The organism is Corynebacterium sp. 51B, assembly GCF_008930785.1.
Taxonomy (GTDB): Bacteria; Actinomycetota; Actinomycetes; order Mycobacteriales; family Mycobacteriaceae; genus Corynebacterium; species Corynebacterium megadyptis.
In genome coordinates this window covers 1-20,580 of the sequence record NZ_PQMK01000002.1, presented here as the reverse complement: position 1 = coordinate 20,580, position 20,580 = coordinate 1, and the positions used below count along the sequence as shown (strand labels likewise).

The window sequence follows — 20,580 nt, the reverse complement described above, 5'->3', positions numbered from 1 at the left end:
GCTGATATCCCGAGTGTACGGGGTGGGAGGTGAAACCGTCGAGAATTGCACAAATTACACGAACGCGGCGCTATAGATGGCGATGACGATGTACTCCAGCAGGATGAGGCCGATGAACAGCACCAGCACGGAAACGTCCAGGGCCACTCCGCCCATGCGTACCGAGGGGATCATCCTGCGCAGGGCCTTCACGGGCGGGTCGGTGACCATGAAGATGGGCTCGGCGATGTAGTAGAACCAGCGCGGCGGGGAGAAGCTGCGCGAGAACGACACCACCATCTCAATCAGGATGCGGGCGATGAGCACATAGCGAAAGATGCGGATCGCCCAAAGCAGAATCATAAAAGCTGTAGTCACGGGTGTAGAGCCTAACGTATCTCACGTGTCGAGGAACAATATTTCTCGCCCTGCGTGGGCCGACCAGTCGCCGCGGAGTGTAGCGAACGTCATACTCCAGGCGCGGCGCTCAGCGGGGCGCAGGTGCTGCACACTGCTGCTAGTACGACGCCCACCGACGAAAAGAGGAGCGTCGGTGGGCGTAAAAAGATCGTGGGGGCGGCCGGCGTATTAGACGCGGGCGGTGCGCTCCAACTGGGTGGTGGAGACGTGTGCCCCGTCCGGGATGAGAGCGAAGACACGCGGGGCAACCTTCTTCATGGTGCCACGCAGTGCAAAGCCGAGGCCGGCAGCGAAGTCCACCACGCGATGGGCGTCCTCGCTATTCATGCGGCTGATATCGAACACCACGGCATCGCCATCACGGAAGGGCTCGCCAATGCGCGCGGCTTCGGTGTAGCTGGAGATCTCCACGGGCACGATGGCACAGGCGTAGGAGCGGTCACGGTCACGATCCCGCTCGTAGTAGCCCTCGGATTCCCGGCTCGGCTCCTCGTAGCGACGGCCGTAGCGCTCGCTGTAGCGATCCTCACCATAGGGGCGCTCGGCGTAGCCGCGCTCCTGGTAGCCGGCCTCGTCGCCGTAGTAGGCGTCATCCATGTCATCGGCGATGGGACCGAGTCCGAAATACTCTTTGAACTTGTTCAAGCTCGACATCGTGTGGTGTTCCTCTTCTTAGATCTATGTGGAGGGATTGTGCTGGTCAATTGGGGTGTAACCAAGAGTGCGCGAGGCTCACAACCGCGTAATTTCTATCGTTAGACTACTGGCCGCGGGCCGAGGATATCCGTTCCGACACGCACAAATGTCGATCCCGACTCAATTGCGTGCACCATGTCCGCACTCATGCCTGCCGAGTAGTCCAAGCGCCGCCCTAGCTGTTCCGACCAGCGCTGCACGACCGCGGCGCCGCGCGCAAAAACTTCGCGCGGATCGGCGTCGAGCGGCGGCACACACATGAAGCCGCCACAGCGGGTGCGGGGCTGCGATTCGAGCATCTCGACGATCTCTGCCAGCTGATCCAGTCCGGTGCCGCCACGCGCGCTATCGCCATCGGCGGAGAGCTGCACGAGGCAGTGCAGCACCGCGTCCTCCTGGCGCTGGCCACGCTCGATGGCCAGCTCCATTCCGCGATCTAGCTTCTCGGCGATGGCCACCGAATCCACGGAGTGCACCCAGTCTGCCCAGCGAGCGATCGAGTTGGCCTTCTTGGATTGGATCTGCCCGATCATATGAAAGGACATCTCCGGCAGGGCTTCCTTCTTTTCTTTGGCCTCTTGGTCCCGATTCTCCCCCACCGCTGTCACTCCGAGCTCCTGCAGCAGCGCCACATCGGAGACGGGATGAAACTTCGTCACTGGCAGCAACTGAATCTCGGCGGCCTCGCGGCCCGCATGGGCGGCGGCCTCGGCGATGGTGGCGCGCACCCGCTCTAGCCGGGTGGCGAGTTCCTCGCGCCTGGTCAGCGTCTCTTCACTCATTTTTCCTCCTAGGATCGGCGTGGCTCGTGTGCGTGAGCCGCGGCGCTACCGTTGAGCCACACCAGTCCCGCCTGGCGCCCGGTGGGACCCTGGGCGCGGCGATAGGAAAATAGCGACTCGTCCTCGATGGTGCAGCGGGGATCAACATCAATGGCGCGCACGCCCAGCGCGCGCAGCTGCGCTACCAGCCCGGCCCGAATATCCAATCCCGTGGTCCCCGTGGCGGTGCGGCACCGACTGCCCGGCAGGCGGGACTCGACATCGGCGGCCATCTCTGGCGGCACCTCATAGCGTGCCCCCGATGCGGCAGGGCCGAGCAGCACATGGATGGCCTCTGGCCGGGCCCCGAGCTCCACCATGGTCTCCACGGTGCGGCGGACGATGCCATTGCGCGCGCCCATCCGGCCGGCATGGGCGGCGGCGACCACGCCGGCATGGTGATCCGAGAGCAGCACCGGCACGCAGTCAGCCACCAGCACGGCGAGAGCGAGGTCGGCGCTGGTGGTCACCAGCGCATCGCTTGCGGGCACCGGCTCCTGCTGCGGTCCATCGACCACGGTGACTGTCGGGGAATGGATTTGCTCCATCCACACGATGCGCTCCGGGGCGAGGCCGATGATGCGGGCTAGCCGGCGGCGATTAGCGGCGACAGCCTGCGGATCATCGCCCACGTGATCGCCAAGATTAAAACTGTCGTAAGGGAAGGCCGAAGCCCCGCCGGCACGGCTAGTTACAACCTTGCGGACGGGGCGAGTATCGATAGTCACGTAACTGCTTCAGTTCCTAACGCATGAAATCGGGAATGTCGAGGTCATCCACCGGCGGCTCGGAGCGGCGCGGTTCGGGGCGCTCCTCGTAGTCATTGTGGGTAAACAACCCCGGGGAGCGATCGCTGCCCAAGCGATGGCGCGCCTGGTTAGCGCGGTCATCATAGGCGCGGTGCTCGCGGGCCGGCTCCTCGGCGCGCTCAGGGGCGGGGCGCTCGCCGGACTCGGCGCGCTCGCCGCGGCCGAACATGCCCTCGTTCTGGCGCGGTGCCGGGGTGGGGCTGGCCGCAGCCGGGCGCTCCGCGGGCTGGCGCACATTATCGTTATCGGCCACCGAAGCGGCATCGTCGAAGCCCGTGGCGATCACGGTGACGCGCACCTCGTCGCCGAGGGTGTCGTCGATGATGGTGCCGAAGATGAGGTTCACATCCGGATCGGACTGGCTCTCCACCATCTCTGCGGCCTGGTAGACCTCCTGCAGGCCCAGGTCGGAACCACCGGCGAAGGAGAGCAGCACTCCCTTGGCGCCTTCCATGGTGGACTCCAGCAAAGGAGAGTTGATGGCCTGCTCTGCTGCCGCCACTGCGCGATTATCGCCCCGCGAGGAGCCGATGCCCATGAGAGCGGAGCCGGCATCGGACATCACGGCACGCACGTCCGCGAAGTCCACGTTGATAATGCCCGGGGTGGTGATGAGCTGGGTAATGCCCTGCACGCCGTTGTAGAGCACCTCGTCCGCGGAGCGGAAGGCTTCCATCATGGAGAGGTTGGCATCGCCCAATTGCAGCAGGCGATCGTTAGGAATCACGATGAGAGTGTCGCAGGAGTCGCGCAATGCCTCGATGCCCTCGAGCGCCTGACGCATGCGGCGACGGCCTTCGAACTTGAAGGGGCGAGTCACAACGCCCACGGTGAGCGCGCCCATCTTCTTGGCTATATTGGCCACCACCGGGGCAGCGCCGGTGCCGGTGCCGCCACCCTCGCCGGCGGTCACGAAGACCATATCGGCGCCCTTCAGGGACTCCTCGATCTCTGACTTGTGATCCTCGGCAGAGGTGCGACCCACCTCGGGGTTCGCCCCAGCGCCAAGGCCACGGGTGGCCTCACGGCCAATATCGAGCTTGACGTCGGCATCCGAGAAGAGCAAAGCCTGCGAATCGGTATTAACGGCGATAAATTCAACGCCCGCCAGGCCCTCTTCAATCATGCGGTTGACGGCATTGACGCCGCCGCCGCCGACACCGACGACCTTGATGACGGCGAGGTAGTTGTTCGGTGAGGTCATGGTTATAAGGCTCGCCTTTCGGGTTTTTCTCGTGTGATCCTAGTTTTATGTGCGCTCAGGTGTAGCCCACATACTGTTGAAACAATGTAAGTCCATCATGGTCGACACATACGCATTTGAGGGTGACATTCGCGCGGCGTGTCTTTAACCCTAAAGCTCAACTTTAGACTTCTGACGTGGGCTTTCGCTTAGCGGGTCGTGACCATGTTGGGGTTGGTAACATTCCACCACTCCTCGGGGCGCGTGAGCACCGCACGGGTGGCCCGCGCCTTATTGGCGGCATCCTCGGCCGAGCCCCAATACACGGCCTTCGCCCCCATCTCGGCGTTCTCGAAGTGCAAGGTCAGCTCGAAAGGGCTCGGGGCTTCGACGAAGCGCAGCAGCCCGCGCTGGTCGCCGGCGATCTCCTCCCACGCGTTCACGGCGTCGACAACGGCCGCATAGATCTTGGGGTTGTCATCACTCATGCCCACGACCTTCCTCGCTCCGCGCGGATCATCACTGATCACGAAGGGCACCCCATCGCGGTCGGCGAGGTGCGCGCCATCGGCTTGCTCGGAGAAAATGAAGGGCTCGCGCTCCACCACCTGGACTTCGATGCCGCGGGGCGAGGAATGGCCCACCGTCGCTGATTTCACCCACGGCAACTCCGCGACGCGGGTCGCCGCGCCGGCGGTATCCACCCGCAGCGAGTTTTCCCCTTCCACCACACCAGCGGCAGCGAGCACCTCCTCCGTGGAGGTTTCCTTATTTCCCTCCACCGAGACTTGAGAGACGGTGATGATGGGAAAGAACACGCAGATCAGCACTGCCACTGCCCCCAGGGCGATCACCGCGCCGAAAGCTTGGACAATCCTCCTGCGGCTCACTTATTCCCCCGCCTCTGCTGTGGTGGTGGAGCTGCTCAGGCCCTCGAGAATTTCGTCGGCAAGCATCGTCACCGAGCCCGCCCCCATGGTGAGCACAATGTCGTGCGGGTTCACGAGCTCGGCCACCACTCCGGGCACCTCGGCGAAGCTATCCACATAGCGGCAGGGCGCGCTCACCTTATCGGCGATGATGCTGCCGTTCACGCCTTCGACGGGCTCCTCGCGGGCCCCGAAAATGTCGAGCACGACCACGGCGTCTGCCAGCGACAGGGCGGCGGCGAACTCTGTGGCGAACTCGATCGTGCGGGAGTAGAGGTGCGGCTGGAATACCACCACCACTTTGCCTCGGCCGATCGCGCCGACCTTGTCTTGGGCAGCACGAATCACAGCGGAGACCTCGGTGGGGTGATGCGCATAGTCATCAAAGACACTCACCCCGAGAGCCGGCCCCTCGGCCACGGTGCCGTGATACTCGAAGCGGCGGCGCACCCCCGTGAACTCGCTGAGGCCCTCGGCGAGGGCAACCACATCGCCACCGGCGACATGGCCGGCGAGCAATGCGGCGGCGGCGTTGAGCACCATGTGCTCCCCGGGTACGTGAATAGTGACGTCCACGGCGGTATCGCCGAGGCGGATCCGGGCACGGGTGCCGTAGACCGTGGTGGTGCGTTCTTCGATAACCGCGCCGGCCGGCACATCTGGGTGCATGGAACAGGCCTCGCGGGTGCCATAGCCGACCACAGTGGTGCCCTTAGCTACACACCGCTCCCCCAACGCGGCGGCGTGTGCATCATTGAGGCACACCACCAGCGTGCCGTCGTCGACAAGCCGCGCTGCGAAATCATCGAAGACAGTGAAATAGGCGTCGTGAGTTTTGAAATAATCCAGGTGATCCGGCTCAATATTGGTCACCACGGCCACCTTGGGCCGGTATTGCAGCAGCGAGGCATCCGATTCATCGGCCTCGGCCACAAAGCAGCTGCCGGTGCCATGGTGGGCGTTGGTGCCGGCCTTATTGAGCTGGCCCCCGATAGCGAAGCTGGGATCCATGCCCGCCTGCTGCATGGCCACCACCGCCATGGAGGTCGAGGAGGTTTTGCCGTGGGTGCCCGCGAAAAGGACTTGATCGTGGCTGTCCATGAGCAGCGCCAGCATTTCCGAACGGCGCAGAATAGGAATATTGAGCTCACGGGCGCGCACCAGCTCGGGGTTATCCTGGGGGATCGCCGCGAAGGAGGTGACCACGGCCGTGGGCGGCGTGCCCTCCCGGTCGATATTGGCGGCGTCGTGGCCGATGGAGATGTCCACTCCCATGGAGCGCAACGCCAACACCACCCGGGAATCCTTGGCATCGGATCCACTGACCTCGGATCCTCGTGCCAGCAAGATGCGCGCGATGCCGGACATGCCCGCACCGCCGATTCCAATCATGTGCACCCGCGTTAGGTCCGCGTCCACCATCTGCTCGCTCACCACTGTTCTCCTCGTGTATGTGTGTTTCTATGCTCGTGACGACGCCGCCTCACCGCCACACTCCTCCGGTTGTGCGGCGCGGCGCGCCTTAGGGTTGATGTTAGTCGCGTGCGGCCTGAACGATACGCGCCGCGATGTCCTCGGCGGCGCTACCCAATCCGGCCTGGTCGGTGGAGTGCACCATGGCCTCATAGAGCTGTTCATCGCTCAGGATCGCCAATACCTGGGTGGCGAGGCTGTGACCGTTGAGATCGGCATCGGCAATGATGGTTGCGCCACCAGCGCTGATCACCGGCTGGGCATTCAATCCCTGTTCGCCATTGCCATGCGGCAGCGGCACGTAGATGGCAGGGGTGCCGGAGGCGCTCACCTCGGCCACCGTCATCGCGCCGGCACGGCAGCAGATGATATCGGCGGCCGCATAGGCCTTGTTCATCTCGGTGATATACGGCAGCGGCACATAGCCGGTACGCGCCTCGGGTGCCTCGTTCTTCTTGCCATAGGCGTGCAGCACCTGCACCTCGCCGGCGAGGAGCTCCTCGAGTCCCTCGGCCACGGCACGGTTGAGCGAGCGCGCGCCCTGGGAGCCGCCGGTGACCAGCAGGGTGCGGCGCTGCGGATTTAGACCGAAGCTCTCCCGCGCCTCCTGCTGTGCCTGCTCCCCGCGGGTATGGGCGTGGGCGCTGCGGATGGGCACGCCCACCACATCGCCGGGGATGCCGGACTCGGCCACCGCATTCAACCCGGTGCCACCGAGACGCACGCCCAGCTTATTGGCCATGCCGGCGCGGGCATTGGCCTCGTGTACGAAGAAGGGGATGCCGAGGCGTCGCGCCGCCAGATAGGCGGGCGCGGAGACATAGCCGCCGAAGCCGATGAGCACGTCGGCGTCGACATCCTTGAGAACCGCGGTGGTGGCGCGCACCGAGTTCAGCACCCGCCACGGCAGCTTGGCTAGGGCCATGCTGGGCTTGCGGGGCACCGGTACCGGTGGGATGGTGCGCAGCTCATAGCCGCGCTCGGGCACGAGATCCATCTCGAGTCCTCGGGTGGTACCGAGGGCCGTAATGCGGATATTCTCCTCCCGCGCCCGCAGTGCATCAGCAACAGCGAGGGCAGGTTCGATGTGGCCAGCGGTTCCGCCGCCAGCCACCACCACGGATAGTGTTGTCTCGCTCATGGGGCCTTTCTACCTTTGCCGATTATGGGAACTAGGACGGCGACGCACATGGGTGAGCGGTTCGCCATAGCGACGCACCCGATCGCGTTCGCTGTGCCGGGTGAGCGCTTCTCGACGCCGCGAGCTCGGCCGAGCATCACGCTGCTCGTGCTCTCCCCCGCCGCGGGGTGACTCGCCCCGGCCTTCGCGCACGGACACGCCCGTGACCATCGGCTCGGGCAGCATGAGCAGCCGATCGAACCACGGCCGGCCGTGGGACTGCAGTGCGGAAATCGCCTCCGGCTCGTGCCGGGCGCAGTTCAACAACAGGCCCATGGATGCCAGCGTGATAATCGCCGAGGTACCGCCGGCAGAGATCAGCGGCAGCTGAATACCCGTCACCGGCCACAGGCCGATCACATAGCCGATATTAATGAATGCTTGGATCACGATGGAGCCGGTGAGCGTGGCCGCCAACAAGGACAGGAAGCGGTTATTGCTTCGCAGCGCGATGCGGAAGCCGAGCACGCATAGCGCGGCGTAGAGCACGATCACCATGGTGGCGCCCAGCAGCCCGGTTTCCTCGCCGATGATGGCGAAGATGAAGTCGTTTTTCGCTTCCGGCAAATAGAACCACTTGGCGCGAGACTGCCCCGGCCCCACTCCGAACAGGGAACCATCGGAGAGGGAGAGATAGCCCTGGTAGGACTGGAAGGCGGCGCCGCGGGTGTCATCAAAGCGACCAAAAAAGGCGTCTTTAAACACCGAGATGCGATCGGAACGAAAGCCCGAGGAATTCTTCACTGCCAGCGCCAATCCGATAACAGTGGCGAGAGCCGTGAACACGATATAGCGCAAATCCAATCCGGCAAACACCAGAGTCACACCCACCACGACGAGGAAGGCGAGGGCCATGCCGACGTCCTTCTCCAAAAGGATGAGCCCGAGCATCAGCAGGGCGATGACGATGAAACCGATGAAGCGTATTTTCTTCTTCTCCGGAGGGCAGTCCGCGAGCCACGCGGAGCCCCATACCGCAATCGCCACCTTGGCCAGCTCCGAGGGCTGGAGCCGGATGGGGCCGAGCACGATCCACGATTGGGAGCCCACCTCTTCCAAGCCGGTACCAATGGAGGGCACGAGCACAAGCACCAATAAAAGGACGGATACGATCAGCACCCACGGGGCACTGCGCCGAATGGACTGGGGGCGCAGACGCAGACACAGCCACATCGCCACGAAGCCCACGCCCACCATGACGGCCTGGCGCATCGCCGTGCCAAACACGGAGGCGCCCTCAAGCACCGACCACGTCATGGAGGAGCTGGCCACCATCAAAATGCCGAAGAAGGCGAGGATGACCACGATGGAAGCAACAGCGTAGTAGTCCAGCAGTGGCCGCAAGGCCACGTGAAAATACTTCCGTCGGCCGCCGTGTTCGTTGGTGAGCACGTTAGACATTGCCACCTCCAGTTGCGGGGAATGCGGCACGCATGGCGTCGGCGAAGATATCGCCGCGTTCGCCCATGCCGCTATACATGTCCAATGATGCCGCAGCAGGCGCCAAGATCACGTCAACACCGGCCACGGCGTGTTCGCGGGCGAACGCAGCGATCTCCGCCATGGCCTCGTGCTTATCGGTGCTGGTTGAGACATAGACCGGAAGCTCGGGGACGTGCAGCGCCAGCTGCTCGGCAATGAGCGGGGCGTCCACGCCGAGCAGTGCGGCGGCTACCATGCGCTCGCCATGAGCGCGGACCACCTCGGAGACATCGGCGCCTTTGAGCTGGCCACCGGCCACCCACAGGATGGACTCGAAGCCCTTGAGGGCGGCATCAGCGGCGTGCGGATTGGTCGCTTTGGAATTATCAATCACGGTGATCGCGCCGGCGGCATCAGTCACCTGGTGCACCACCTGGCCGCGGTGGGCGGCCACCCCGAAGCTATCGAGAGCGGCGGCAATGTCGGTGGGGGCAACACCGTGGGCGCGGGCCATGGCAGTGGCGGCCAAGGCGTCGAGCTGACCGGCGCGTCCTGCGGGGGAGATCCCCTCGATGGGGCGGATGGGAATGCCCTCCTCGGCATCGGCTGCGGCGGGCAGAAACGCCCGATCCACGATCCAGCCCTCCCGCACCCCCACCTGCCCGGGGGCGGGCTCGCCGAGAGTAAAGCCCACGGTGCGCCCAGCGGCCTGGGGCTGCATGGCGCGCACATGCTCATCGTCCACGCCGAGTACGCTCAACTCGCCGCGCAGGATGCGTGCCTTGTCCGCACCGTAGTCAGCGAAGCTGCCATGCCAGTCGATGTGGTCCTCGGCCAGGTTGAGCACGCAGCCGCAATCCGGGGTGAACTCGCTGCTCCAGTGCAGCTGGAAGCTCGAGAGCTCCGCTACCACGACCTCCACGCGCGGGGTGGCCAGCAGCGCATCGGGGATGGCAATACCGATATTGCCCACCGCCGCCGAGGCCGGATTATGGCGCTTGAGCATCGCCGCCAGCATGGCGGTGGTTGTGGTTTTCCCATTGGTGCCGGTAATCGCCAGCCAGGTGCGGCGCGGGCCGAAGATCTCGGCGCGGTCGACCAGGTAGGCGAATTCCACATCGCCAAGGACGGGAATGCCCGCGGAGATGGCGTCGACAAGCACCGGCGAATCGGGGCGCCATCCAGGCGAGGTGATCACGCAAGAGAAGTCGTGGAGACGGGCGCGGGCCGCCGCCGTGCTGAGGGCTGCGGCGCCGAGCTCGGCGATGGCATCGGCGGCGGCGGGGTTATCGTCGGCGATCGCCATCTCCGTCCCCAAGGCACGCACGAGTCTGGCGCAGCCACGGCCCGAGATGCCGGCCCCGGCCAGCAGGATGGGACCTGCGAGAAACTCCGGCAGCCCAGAGCTGTCAGCGGTGGATAGATGGGAGAGCTGATCTGCAGACATGATGAAAGGCTATACCCCTGCGCTGGTGAGCCACTCGCTGTAGAACAGCGCCATGCCCGCGGTGCAGGCCATGGCTGCGAGCAGCCAGAATCGGATGGTGACGGTGGTCTCAGCCCACCCGCCGGACTCGAAGTGGTGGTGGAAGGGGGCCATGCGGAACACGCGGGTGCCGCGAGTTTTGAAGACGATGATCTGAATGGCCACCGAGGCGACCTCAATCACGAAGAGCGCTCCGACGATAATCATGAGCAGCTCCGTGCGCGAGGCCACGGACAGTCCCGCCACGAGGCCGCCGAGTGCGAGCGAACCGGTATCGCCCATGAAGATCTTGGCGGGCGCGGCATTCCACCACAGGAAGCCCGCGCAGGCGCCGGCGCCGGCCGCAGCGAGCATGGCGAGATCGAGCGGATCACGCACCGAATAGCAGCCCGGCTGCACGGCGACATCGCAGGAGTTACGGAATTGCCAGAAGGTCATGGTGGTATAGGCCACCATCACCATGGCGGTGGAGCCGGCGGCGAGTCCGTCGAGACCATCGGTGAGGTTCACCGCATTCGACCAGGCGGACACGAGGATGTAGATGAACACGAGGAACACCAGGGTGCCTAGGATGCCGCCGCCAAAAGCCAGATCCACGGTGTCGATATCGCGAATGAAGGACAGGTGGGTGGACGCGGGGCTGATGCCCTGGTCATTCTCGAAGCGCAGCGCACAGAATCCGAAGATGACGGCGACTGCGAGCTGCCCGAAGAGCTTGCCCTTCTTATTCAGGCCGAGATTGCGGCCCTTCGCCAGCTTGATGTAGTCATCGGCGAAGCCCAGCCCGCCGAGGGCGAGCGTCAACAACAGCACCAAGATGCCGGAGGCGGTGAAGGCGGTGGATCCGGTGATCGCGCCCACGATGGTGGCGACCACATAGCCGCCGAGAATACCGGCGAGGATCGCGATACCGCCCATGGTGGGGGTGCCGCGCTTACGGAGGTGCGAGGCCGGCCCATCCTCGCGAATCTCTTGGCCCAGCCCCTCGGCCGAGAAGCGACGAATGAGCACCGGGGTGAGGAAAATGGCAATGAGGAAGCTCACTACCCCGCTGATGATGATCTGCGTCATGACGTAATCTACCCGTGCGTTTCTTTCTATACCTGCGTGACTGTTCTGGCGTTTATCGGCTCTTGCTCAGCTGCGCCAATTGCTCGGCGACGTACCACAGCCGATCGGCATTGGACGCCTTGACCAACACCACCTCGCCCGGCTCGACGCCGGCGGCGATGATATTCAGCGCCCCGTCCACGCCCTCGGCGATGTGGGTGTCGATACCCAGCTCCTCGGCCACGCCGGCAAGGGCGTGGGTATTCACGTCTGTACCGACCGTGATGAGGTGATCGATGCCGTTCTCCACCAGCACCTGGCCCAGCTCCTCGTGGGCGCTGATGGCATCCTCGCCCAGCTCGGCCATCTGTCCTAAGATCGCCCAGCTGCCGGTGTCCGCGGCGGCGGCCGTGGAGGCCAGCGCCTTGATGCCGGCGCGCATGGAGTCCGGGTTGGCATTATAAGAGTCGTTGATAATCACCACTCCATCGCTGCGGGTGGTGATGGCCATGCGGTTCGCTGAGGCCGCCGTGTGGGCGCTCAGAGCCGCCGCAATCTGCGCGCACTCCAAGCCCACAGCATGCCCCACCGCCGCCGTGGCCAGGGCGTTATACACCTGGTGTTCGCCGCTGACCTGCAGCTGGACATCGGCGCTGCCGCTCGGGGTGGTGAGGACGAAGCGCGGGCGCGCCAGCTCATCCACGCGCACCTCGGTTGCCGTGATATCGGCGTGCGGCTTCGGGGTGCGCCCGTCGAGCGCGGCCGAGGTAAAGAGCACCCTCGCCGCGGTCGTCCGCGCCATCTGCGCCACCAGCTCGTCATCGGCGTTGAGCACCGCGACACCGTCGGCGGGCAGGGCCTCGATGATCTCGCCCTTGGCGGTGGCGATATTTTCCCGCGAGCCAAACTCGCCCAAGTGGGCGCTGCCCACGTTGAGCACCACCGCAATATCGGGGCGGGTGATCTCGGTGAGATGACGAATGTGCCCGATCCCGCGGGCCGACATTTCGCTGATGAGATAGGTGGTGTCCTCATCGCACTTGAGCGCGGTATAGGGCAGGCCGATCTCATTATTAAAAGACCCGGGCGGGGCGACAGTCTCCGCCACAGAGCGCAGCAACGTGGCGACGAAGTCCTTGGTGGAGGTCTTCCCAGCGGAGCCGGTGACACCCACCACCTTCAAGCCGTGCTCCTGCTGCAACTCCGCAGTATTGCGGCGGGCCAGCGCCGCCAGCCCGCCCACCACGGCCTCCGTGCGGCCGGTGGTATCCACAGCAAAGGCATAGGCGTTGTCCATGCTGCGATCCAGTTCGGTCACCGGTAACACGATCGCGGGCCCCTCGACCTCTTGGGCCACGAGGGCGGCCGTCGCCCCCGCCTCGAGGGCGGTAGGCACGAAGTCGTGGCCATCCACATTCGCCCCGGGCAGGGCGACAAATAGCGAGCCCTGGGCAACATTGCGGGAGTCAAACTCCACCGGCCCGGTCACGATGGACTCCGGATCGGCACTGGCAGATAGCTCCCCGCCGGTGATCTCGGCGATCTGCGCGAGCGTGTACTTCTTCATCAGCTGGCCTTTACTTGCTCTCGGTACCGCGCTGCTGCAGTGCGGCACGGACCTCTTCACGATCATCAAAGTGGTGGTTAACGCCCTTGATCAGCTGGCCGGTCTCATGGCCCTTGCCACACACCACCACCGCGTCGCCCGGCTGGGCCCAGTTGATGGCGGCGATAATGGCCTCGCGACGATCGCCGATCTCAGTCACCTCGGCGCCCGGGGTCTCGGCCTGCTGCTCGGTGGCGCCGCGCACGACCTCGGCGCGGATGGACGCCGGCTCCTCGGAACGCGGGTTGTCATCGGTGATCACCACGAAGTCGGCGCGCTTGACGGCCTCGGCACCCATGATCGGGCGCTTGGTGGCGTCGCGATCGCCGCCGGCACCAATCACCGCTGCGACCCGACCGGAGATCTGGGCACGCACAGTGTCCAGCACCTCGGCAATCGCCCCCGGCTTATGGGCATAATCCACCACGGCCATGAAGTCTTGGCCCTCATCGATGGATTCCATGCGGCCGGGCACGGCCACCTCGGCGATGCCCTGGGCCACTGCGTCCACATCGGCGCCGGCGGCATGGGCACAGGCGATGGCCAGCGCGGCATTAGCCACGTTGAAGCGGCCGGGCAGAGGCAGCTCCACGGTGTGGGCGGCGCCATCGACGGTGAGCGTGAAACGCTGGGAGCCGGTGGCGGAGACCTCAATATCGGAGGCGGTCACATCGGCGCTCTGGCCGTGGGTGGCCACGCGCAGCACGGACTCGCCGGCGCGCTCGGCCATGGACTCGCCCCAGTGATCATCGATGCACACCACTGCCTGGGCGGCGTGCTGTGTGCTGGAGGGATCAAAGAACAGGGCCTTGGCCTCGAAGTACTCCTCCATGGTGGGGTGGAAATCGAGGTGATCCTGCGACAGGTTGGAGAAGCCGGCGACGGCGAAGTGCGTGCCGGCGACGCGGCCGAGCACGAGGGCGTGGCTAGAGACCTCCATGATCACGTGCGTGACGTCCTCCTCCACCATGGTGGCGAAGAGCTTCTGCAGGGTCGGGGCCTCCGGGGTGGTGAGCTTGGTCGCTACCGGGGTGCCGTTGATACGGGTACCGGTGGTGCCGATCAGCCCCACCCGGTGCCCAGCCTTCATCATGCCCTTTTCCAGCATGTAGCTGGTGGTGGTCTTACCGGAGGTGCCGGTGACACCGATGATGCTGAGCTTCTCCGAGGGGTTGTTATAGATCGCCGCAGAGACCGGGCCGAGGATCTCGCGCACGTCCTCCACCACGATGATGGGGCGGGTCTCGTCCGCGTCGCGGAGAATAGCGGCGCCGGCCTGGTCGGTGAGGATCACCGCGGCCTCGCAGCTGCCGGCGTAGGTGGCGCCGTGCACCTTCGTGCCGGGAAGCGCCGCGAACACGGCGCCCGAGGGCAGCTGGGTGGAATCCAGTCCAATCTCGCTGACGCTCAGAGCCTCGCTGGGCTCATTGATCACGCTGCCGCCGCTGAGGTTCAGGACCTCAGAAAAGTTCAGTGCCACGCGCAGTTTCCTCCTTGATATATAGGGCTCATTAGTCTCTAGCGCTATTCAGTTATACGGTGCCGAGCTGCTCGCCGGCGCCGTCGTGCTCATTCGGTTGCGCTCTACTTTAAGCGCAACCGCCGGGCGATGCCGCACCCGCCTGCACCGCCCGCTGCGGGTGGTGCGGAACCTGTGCCTAGTAGGCCTGAAGCACAAGGTTGCCTTCGCGCGGCGGGCTGAGCGGAACATTATCCCGCGCCAGCAACCACTGCGCAATGTCTTTAAACAGGGGCGAGGCCGTGCCGCCACCGCCGCCGTGGACGCCCCGTTCCGGATCATCGAGCATGATGCCGATGACATAGCGGGGATCATCCGCCGGGGCGATACCGGCGAAGGTGATCCAATAGTCCGAGTTGGAGTACGCGCCGGTGTTTTCATCGACCTGCTGGGCGGTACCGGTCTTGCCGGAAATCTGATAGCCCTCGATCGCCCCATCGGGGGCGGTACCGGATTGGCCGCCATCGGCGCCCTGCACCACACCTTGGAACATATTGCGCACCACCTTGGCCGCCTCGGGCTTCATCACCTGCACGCTCTCGGGCGCCGCAATGGGCACCTCATTGCCCTCGGCATCGGTCTTGGATTTCACGATCCGCGGTTGGATGCGCTCGCCGTCATTGGCGATGGTTTGATAAATCCCGGTCATCTGCAGCAGCGACATCGCCATACCCTGTCCGATGGGCAGGTTGGCGAAGGTACCGCCGCCCCAGTCCTCGCGGGCAGGCAGCAGGCCGGCGGTCTCGCCGGGCAGCTCCACTCCCGTGGCTTCCCCGAGGCCGAAACGGTGCAGATAGTCATTGAAGCGGTCCTCCCCCACGCGCTGGGCGAGCATCAGGGTGCCCACGTTGGAGGATTTAGCGAAGACACCGGTGGTGGTGAAGCCCACGGTGCCGTGTTCCCACGCATCGCGCACGGTCACGCCCGCCATGTCGATAGAGCCGGGCACGCTGAGCACCTCGTCTGGGGTGGTCAGCTCATTGTCGATCGCCGCAGAGGCGGTGATGATCTTCGCCACCGAGCCCGGTTCGAAGGGGTTGGAGATGGTCGGGTTGGTGAAACTCCGCCCCTCTTCGAGCTGCTTCTTAATATCGCCATTGGGGTCGATGGTGTCGGAATTGGCCATGGCGAGCACCTCGGCGCTCCGGGCGTCGAGCACGATGGCCTGGGCGCTCTCGGCGCCGGAAATATCCTTGGCCTGCTGCACCTGCTGCTGCACATAGGTCTGCAGATCCAGATCCAGTGTGAGCTCATAGCTGGCGCCATCCTGCACCGGGACGACGTCGCGAAGCGTGCCCGGAATGGCCTGGCCATTGGTGGAGACATCCTCCTTGGAGGAGCCATCCTGCCCCGCCAGATTCTCGTCCGCATAGAGCTCGAAGCCGAATTGGCCCTCGCCCTCCATGCTGGTCTTACCCACCACGTTCTGGGCAATAGCCCCATTGGGGTAGTTACGAATCTCTTGATAGTCCGCGGCGATACCGGGGAAGGTGTCGACGATCTCCGCCGCCACATCCGGATCCACATTGCGCACGAGGATCTCATACGTGGAGTCGGCCTCAAGCTTTGTGAGGATATCCTCCGGCTTCACGTCCTCCGCGCTGGCCCCCGCCTCCTTGATGGTGGCGGGAATCTCCTGCGCAATTTTCTCCAATTGCTTATCGACGTTGTCCGCGATGGCCTGCTCGCGTTCCTGCTCGCTCATATCGTTGTAGCCGCCGGCCTCATAGAGCTTATAGTCCTGGCGTTCGCGCTCTTCCTCGCGGAACTGCTTCGGCGAGACGGTCAGCGAGCGGGCCTGCATGGTCGAGGCAAGGCTGTGGCCATGACGATCCTCGATCGCGCCACGGCGCGCGGGATCCACATAGAGGCGGCTGCGCTGGGCCTCCGCCTTGGCCGCGAACTCCGGACCCCACACGACCTGCACGAGGGCGAGTCGGCCGATAAGCACCACGGCGAGAAGGATCGCAAAAACTTGCGCCACGCCGAGGCGCTTTTTCAGATTGACGGGGCCACTGGTGCTGAGCCACGTCCAGAAACGCGAGGTGGCCTGGGGCGGCTGCGACCCGCGTTCCGAGCGCGGGGCACGGGGAGCATCGTCGAGCCGAGGGCGACGGCGAGAACGCGCCGAGACGTCGGCCGCCTCACCGCGTTCGCGGCGAACCGGGCGGCGGGGTTCCCTGCGGCGCGGCCTAGATGATTCACTCACGAACCGAGACTCCTTCACTACCCTTAAAGAAAACGCTGGCCTTGGAACTGACAAGACAGGGCTTTTAGCCTCAAAACTACAGCTAGTGCCCTGTCTATAGAGGTCGAGTTCAGTCTAAACCGCCTAGCGCCCCGCATAGGGGAGCGGCGCACCGGATTGACCGCTATTCGGCGTCTCGCGCGTTTCGGCGACACCATCATTCACCGAGTTATTACGCGGCGCGACGGCTTCGAGACGATCGCGCATCTCCTCGGTGCGGTTGGGATCGCTGCTGGCGCGGTTCGGCCGGCCCTGTCCCTTATTGACGTCAATGATCGGCAAATTCCCATTGGGGTTGGGAGCCAGCTTCTCCTCCACTACCCCATCACTGCGCACGTCGAGAGCACCCGGCTGGCCGGGAATCACCATCTTGTGATCGGCGGCCATGGCGGCAGCATCGGCGGCGGCTCGGGACTGCTCCACATCGCGGCGCAGGGTTTCCAGCTGATTACCCAGCTGGGCGTCCTGCTGTGAGAGGCGCTGAATAGTAAAGGTCTGCTCCGTGTTCAGTCCGGAGAGCGACATCGTGCCCACCACACCGAGCACACTGAGCAGGAGGAAGAACACCAAGGTGCGTACCACGCCCTGATCCGGGCGCGGGGATTCCACGCGGCGGCCGCGCACCGAGACCACCTGTTGGCTGCCCAGCCTGCGCTGGAACTTCCGCTGCGGCTTCGGCGCCGCCGGCGCCTGCGGCCGCAAGGTGGTGGCGCGGTGACCATAGCGCGTGCTCAACGACTCCCGCTCGGCGGTGTCCTTGTCACGCTCGAGCGTATCGACGCTGCTGAAAGTGCTCGAGCTGTAATCCCGCGAGCGATGGGAAGAATCCGCCCAACGCGGGGAGGGGCGATAAGCATCGTGCTCTGCCTGGCCCGAGCCATCCTGCGCGCTGCGCCGAGGACGCCGCACGGGGGTTCCTGCGGTGAGGGTCATGTCTTAGAGCCTTTCTTCCGATACTTTTTCAGCGGCGCGCACCCGCACCGATGCAGCGCGGGGGTTCACCTCGATCTCGGCGGCGGATGCCTTCTCCGAGCCGCGGGTGAGCAAGCGGAACGACGGAGCGGTTCCCGGGAGATCCATGGGCAGCCCCGGCGGAGTGGTGGACGTCGTGAGATCGGTGAGCACCTTTTTCACGATCTTGTCCTCGAGCGATTGATAGCTCATGAACACCATTCGCCCGTGCGGGGCGAGGCGTTCGGCCACCACGGGGATGAGGTTCTCCAGCGATTCGAGCTCCGCATTGACTTCCACGCGCAGGGCCTGGAAGGTGCGCTTGGCTGGATGCCCGCCCGTACGCCGGGTCGCCGCGGGGATGGTGTCGTACAGCAACTCCACGAGCCGCGCCGAGGACTGGAAGGGCTCCTTCTCGCGTTCCCGCACGATCGCGCTGGCAATCTTGCCCGCGAAACGCTCGTCACCATAGGTTTTAAGGATGCGCGCGAGATCTCCGTGGCTATAGGTGTTGAGCACATCCGCCGCGGTTAAATGCTGGCTATTATCCATGCGCATATCCAGCGGGGCGTCCACCTTATAGGCGAAACCCCGATCGACTTGATCGAGCTGCATGGAGGACACACCCAGATCGGCGAGCGCCCCGGTGAGGCCGTGCTGCTGGGCGCGGATAGCGGCCGGCGCCGTCGAGCGATCGATCTCCTCACCCAGATCATCAAAGCGGGCGTGGATCGGACAGAAGCGAGCGCCGAAGCGCTCGAGCCGAGCGGTGGCCTCAGCCAGGGAGCGGGCATCGCGATCGACGCCGATAACGAAGCAGCTGGGGAAGGTGGACAGCAGATGCTCGGTGTGTCCACCCGCACCGAGGGTGGCATCGACGACGACGGGATGCTCGGAGGCATCGATCGCGGGAGCGAGCAGTTCGGTGACACGATCGCGCAGCACGGGGACATGGCCATGATTGGCTTCGAGCTCCCGCGCTTGGGCGCTGGCTGTATCCACGTCGTGTTCCTGTTGTGTGTGCTGTGCCGTCATGGTGCGCGATCGCACCCCCTCTCGCTATGAGTCGTGCAGGTAAATAGATGTGTGGTCTCACCGGACACGTCGGCGGTGTATATAGAGCTCCGTCCGAGGGAACATTCTGGTATCGGGGAAGTACACCAGAACTTCAACCTCAGCCGGAGGTCTACACACACCGCGTGCGCGCTGTCGACAGCGAGCCTTGTGTTAGATAAAGCCGCCCAAAACGTCATCCTCTGCGTCCGCGAAGGAATCCTCGGTTTCGGCCTGGTACGCAGCCCACGCCTCGGCATCCCAGATTTCTAGGAAGTCGACCGAGCCGATCACCACGCACTCTTTCTTCAAGGCCGCATACTCGCGATGCGCCGCCGAAAGCGTAATTCGACCGTGCCCGTCAGGGCGTTGCTCGTCCGCGCTCGCAGCGAGGTTACGAATAAACGCCCTCGCCTTGGGGTTGGTACGCGACACCGCCGCTGCCTTGCGTGCTCGAGCAGCAAACTCCTCACGGGGATACACGGCCAAGCTGTGATCTTGGCCCTTGGTAACCATGAGGCCGCCAGCAAGTTCCTCACGAAACTTTGCCGGCAGTGTGAGCCGTCCCTTGTCGTCGAGCTTCGGGGTATAGGTGCCAAGAAACATGGGTTTATTGGCCTCCTTTACGTGTCAATCACCTCGAAACCCAGTGATGCGGGATACCTCGTTCAACGCGGCACTCAGGTGCGCATCTCGCATGCCTTCGATATCCAATTTCCTGCCCGCCGAGCGGCCACAAAGAGCCGGCCAGCTGACCTAGGCCCCACAATACCCCACTTTCCCCCACTTTTAACAGCCTGCGCCGCCTATTTCTTTTCCTTCTCGCCAAATTCACTGTTCACAGCGGTATTTTTCTCCCGAGCGCGGTGGGAGACACCGTGCGCGAAGCCCCTCTGGGGCGCCACAATAGGGCACGAGAGGTGACTGTAGTGCTCCTCTCCCCCACAATCCCCATACACATCACCTCTATCTTTTCGCTTTTCAGCCGCACTATCTTCACCTTTTACTCAGCGGGAAGCTCCGCGTGGGACACAGTGGGGGATCATGGTGGGAGAAAGTGGGAAACCGCGCAGCGCGGCAGCCCCATAGGGGTGCTCCGCCGCCGATGGCGCACGGTAGAGGCATGAAAAAAGCGCGCACCTTCAGGCGCGCGCGCTGGGTGGGAGCGTCAGACCCTTAGCCCCCTAGAGATCACTGGCGGAGATTAGTGCCCGCCGAAGCGGCGGCGGAAGCGCTCCTCCATCGAGCTCGTGTCTTGTTTCGGTGCGGCTGCGGGGCGGGAGCTACCGACGGTGTGCAGCTTCGGCCCAGAATCGGCCGAGCCGCCTTCGCCACCGCTACGCAGCATCCAGAGGCCAGCGCCAAACATGATGAGAAAGCCCACCACACCGAGAGCGATGAACCACAAATTGGTCTGGCTCAGCGCGATGCCACCAATCAACACAAGAAGGCCGATGACACCGACGGCAATCCCTCGCAGGCTCAGCGATCCGGAACCACCACCGAAAGCGGATTCCTCTTTAATCGAGGATCCAAACTTGGGATCGTCTGCAAGTAGTGACTGCTCAATCTCACGGAGAAGCTTTTTCTCCTGCTCTGAAAGCGACACTGTTCCTCCCGGGCGGGTGTGTGGCTGGGCTCCATGTGCAGAGCACCTGCCGCTGATGGGTCTTCAAAATACAACAACGTTTCACTGCCGTGAATTGTTCCGATCGCCATTCACCGGCAGTACTCCCACCCCCGACAGCCCCACAC

At 64.3% G+C, this 20,580-nt stretch carries 18 protein-coding genes; all 18 read right to left on the bottom strand.

What is annotated here, in order from left to right; genetic code table 11:
- Positions 1–54: 54 nt before the first annotated feature.
- Positions 55–357, bottom strand: coding sequence for a YggT family protein (locus GBB14_RS03105; RefSeq protein WP_151530352.1), 303 nt, complete (start codon positions 355–357; stop codon positions 55–57).
- Between the two features lie 210 nt (positions 358–567).
- The gene (locus GBB14_RS03100; RefSeq protein ID WP_151530353.1) at positions 568–1,053 is read right to left on the bottom strand and encodes a cell division protein SepF; all 486 of its coding nucleotides are present in this window, start codon (positions 1,051–1,053) and stop codon (positions 568–570) included.
- Positions 1,054–1,154: 101 nt separating this feature from the next.
- Positions 1,155–1,862 carry a YggS family pyridoxal phosphate-dependent enzyme gene (locus tag GBB14_RS03095; protein WP_151530370.1) on the bottom strand — a complete coding sequence of 236 codons (708 nt, stop codon included), beginning with the start codon at positions 1,860–1,862 and terminating at the stop codon, positions 1,155–1,157.
- Positions 1,863–1,885: 23 nt separating this feature from the next.
- Positions 1,886–2,644 (bottom strand): peptidoglycan editing factor PgeF, encoded by a 759-nt coding sequence (gene pgeF / locus GBB14_RS03090; RefSeq protein ID WP_151530354.1) that lies wholly within the window; start codon positions 2,642–2,644, stop codon positions 1,886–1,888.
- A gap of 16 nt (positions 2,645–2,660) precedes the next feature.
- Positions 2,661–3,929 carry a cell division protein FtsZ gene (gene ftsZ / locus GBB14_RS03085; protein WP_151530355.1) on the bottom strand — a complete coding sequence of 423 codons (1,269 nt, stop codon included), beginning with the start codon at positions 3,927–3,929 and terminating at the stop codon, positions 2,661–2,663.
- A gap of 188 nt (positions 3,930–4,117) precedes the next feature.
- Positions 4,118–4,798, bottom strand: coding sequence for a cell division protein FtsQ/DivIB (locus GBB14_RS03080; protein ID WP_151530356.1), 681 nt, complete (start codon positions 4,796–4,798; stop codon positions 4,118–4,120).
- A complete protein-coding gene (gene murC, locus GBB14_RS03075; RefSeq protein WP_151530371.1) occupies positions 4,799–6,259 on the bottom strand; it encodes a UDP-N-acetylmuramate--L-alanine ligase in 1,461 nt (486 codons plus the stop codon). It lies immediately after the preceding gene.
- A gap of 112 nt (positions 6,260–6,371) precedes the next feature.
- Positions 6,372–7,451, bottom strand: coding sequence for an undecaprenyldiphospho-muramoylpentapeptide beta-N-acetylglucosaminyltransferase (gene murG, locus GBB14_RS03070; RefSeq protein WP_151530357.1), 1,080 nt, complete (start codon positions 7,449–7,451; stop codon positions 6,372–6,374).
- Between the two features lie 9 nt (positions 7,452–7,460).
- The gene (locus tag GBB14_RS03065) at positions 7,461–8,891 is read right to left on the bottom strand and encodes an FtsW/RodA/SpoVE family cell cycle protein (protein WP_151530358.1); all 1,431 of its coding nucleotides are present in this window, start codon (positions 8,889–8,891) and stop codon (positions 7,461–7,463) included.
- Complete coding sequence (gene murD / locus GBB14_RS03060; protein ID WP_151530359.1) at positions 8,884–10,359, bottom strand: UDP-N-acetylmuramoyl-L-alanine--D-glutamate ligase; 1,476 nt, start codon at positions 10,357–10,359, stop codon at positions 8,884–8,886. Before murD ends, GBB14_RS03065 begins: the two co-directional genes overlap by 8 nt.
- A gap of 9 nt (positions 10,360–10,368) precedes the next feature.
- Positions 10,369–11,469 carry a phospho-N-acetylmuramoyl-pentapeptide-transferase gene (mraY, locus tag GBB14_RS03055; RefSeq protein ID WP_151530360.1) on the bottom strand — a complete coding sequence of 367 codons (1,101 nt, stop codon included), beginning with the start codon at positions 11,467–11,469 and terminating at the stop codon, positions 10,369–10,371.
- A gap of 52 nt (positions 11,470–11,521) precedes the next feature.
- Positions 11,522–13,015, bottom strand: coding sequence for a UDP-N-acetylmuramoyl-tripeptide--D-alanyl-D-alanine ligase (murF, locus tag GBB14_RS03050; RefSeq protein WP_151530361.1), 1,494 nt, complete (start codon positions 13,013–13,015; stop codon positions 11,522–11,524).
- Positions 13,016–13,025: 10 nt separating this feature from the next.
- Positions 13,026–14,534 carry a UDP-N-acetylmuramoyl-L-alanyl-D-glutamate--2,6-diaminopimelate ligase gene (locus GBB14_RS03045; protein WP_151530362.1) on the bottom strand — a complete coding sequence of 503 codons (1,509 nt, stop codon included), beginning with the start codon at positions 14,532–14,534 and terminating at the stop codon, positions 13,026–13,028.
- Positions 14,535–14,712: 178 nt separating this feature from the next.
- Positions 14,713–16,575, bottom strand: coding sequence for a penicillin-binding protein 2 (locus GBB14_RS03040; RefSeq protein ID WP_192796164.1), 1,863 nt, complete (start codon positions 16,573–16,575; stop codon positions 14,713–14,715).
- Positions 16,576–16,905: 330 nt separating this feature from the next.
- Positions 16,906–17,754: a hypothetical protein gene (locus GBB14_RS03035; protein ID WP_151530364.1), complete on the bottom strand. Its 849-nt coding sequence runs from the start codon at positions 17,752–17,754 to the stop codon at positions 16,906–16,908.
- A 3-nt stretch (positions 17,755–17,757) separates the two neighbouring features.
- Entirely contained in the window at positions 17,758–18,807 is a 1,050-nt protein-coding gene (gene rsmH, locus GBB14_RS03030) for a 16S rRNA (cytosine(1402)-N(4))-methyltransferase RsmH (protein WP_225976682.1), read from the bottom strand.
- 192 nt (positions 18,808–18,999) lie between these two features.
- A complete protein-coding gene (mraZ, locus tag GBB14_RS03025) occupies positions 19,000–19,431 on the bottom strand; it encodes a division/cell wall cluster transcriptional repressor MraZ (RefSeq protein ID WP_151530365.1) in 432 nt (143 codons plus the stop codon).
- Between the two features lie 598 nt (positions 19,432–20,029).
- Positions 20,030–20,434 (bottom strand): DUF3040 domain-containing protein, encoded by a 405-nt coding sequence (locus GBB14_RS03020; protein WP_151530366.1) that lies wholly within the window; start codon positions 20,432–20,434, stop codon positions 20,030–20,032.
- Between the last annotated feature and the right edge of the window lie 146 nt (positions 20,435–20,580).

What these genes read in the sequence shown, in the direction of transcription:
- GBB14_RS03100 (WP_151530353.1), bottom strand. Translation starts at nt 1,053, where the DNA reads ATGTCGAGCTTGAACAAGTTCAAAGAGTATTTCGGACTCGGTCCCATC.
- ftsZ (WP_151530355.1), bottom strand. Translation starts at nt 3,929, where the DNA reads ATGACCTCACCGAACAACTACCTCGCCGTCATCAAGGTCGTCGGTGTC.
- murC (WP_151530371.1), bottom strand. Translation starts at nt 6,259, where the DNA reads ATGGTGGACGCGGACCTAACGCGGGTGCACATGATTGGAATCGGCGGT.
- murG (WP_151530357.1), bottom strand. Translation starts at nt 7,451, where the DNA reads ATGAGCGAGACAACACTATCCGTGGTGGTGGCTGGCGGCGGAACCGCT.
- GBB14_RS03065 (WP_151530358.1), bottom strand. Translation starts at nt 8,891, where the DNA reads ATGTCTAACGTGCTCACCAACGAACACGGCGGCCGACGGAAGTATTTT.
- murD (WP_151530359.1), bottom strand. Translation starts at nt 10,359, where the DNA reads ATGTCTGCAGATCAGCTCTCCCATCTATCCACCGCTGACAGCTCTGGG.
- mraY (WP_151530360.1), bottom strand. Translation starts at nt 11,469, where the DNA reads ATGACGCAGATCATCATCAGCGGGGTAGTGAGCTTCCTCATTGCCATT.
- murF (WP_151530361.1), bottom strand. Translation starts at nt 13,015, where the DNA reads ATGAAGAAGTACACGCTCGCGCAGATCGCCGAGATCACCGGCGGGGAG.
- GBB14_RS03035 (WP_151530364.1), bottom strand. Translation starts at nt 17,754, where the DNA reads ATGACCCTCACCGCAGGAACCCCCGTGCGGCGTCCTCGGCGCAGCGCG.
- rsmH (WP_225976682.1), bottom strand. Translation starts at nt 18,807, where the DNA reads ATGACGGCACAGCACACACAACAGGAACACGACGTGGATACAGCCAGC.
- mraZ (WP_151530365.1), bottom strand. Translation starts at nt 19,431, where the DNA reads ATGTTTCTTGGCACCTATACCCCGAAGCTCGACGACAAGGGACGGCTC.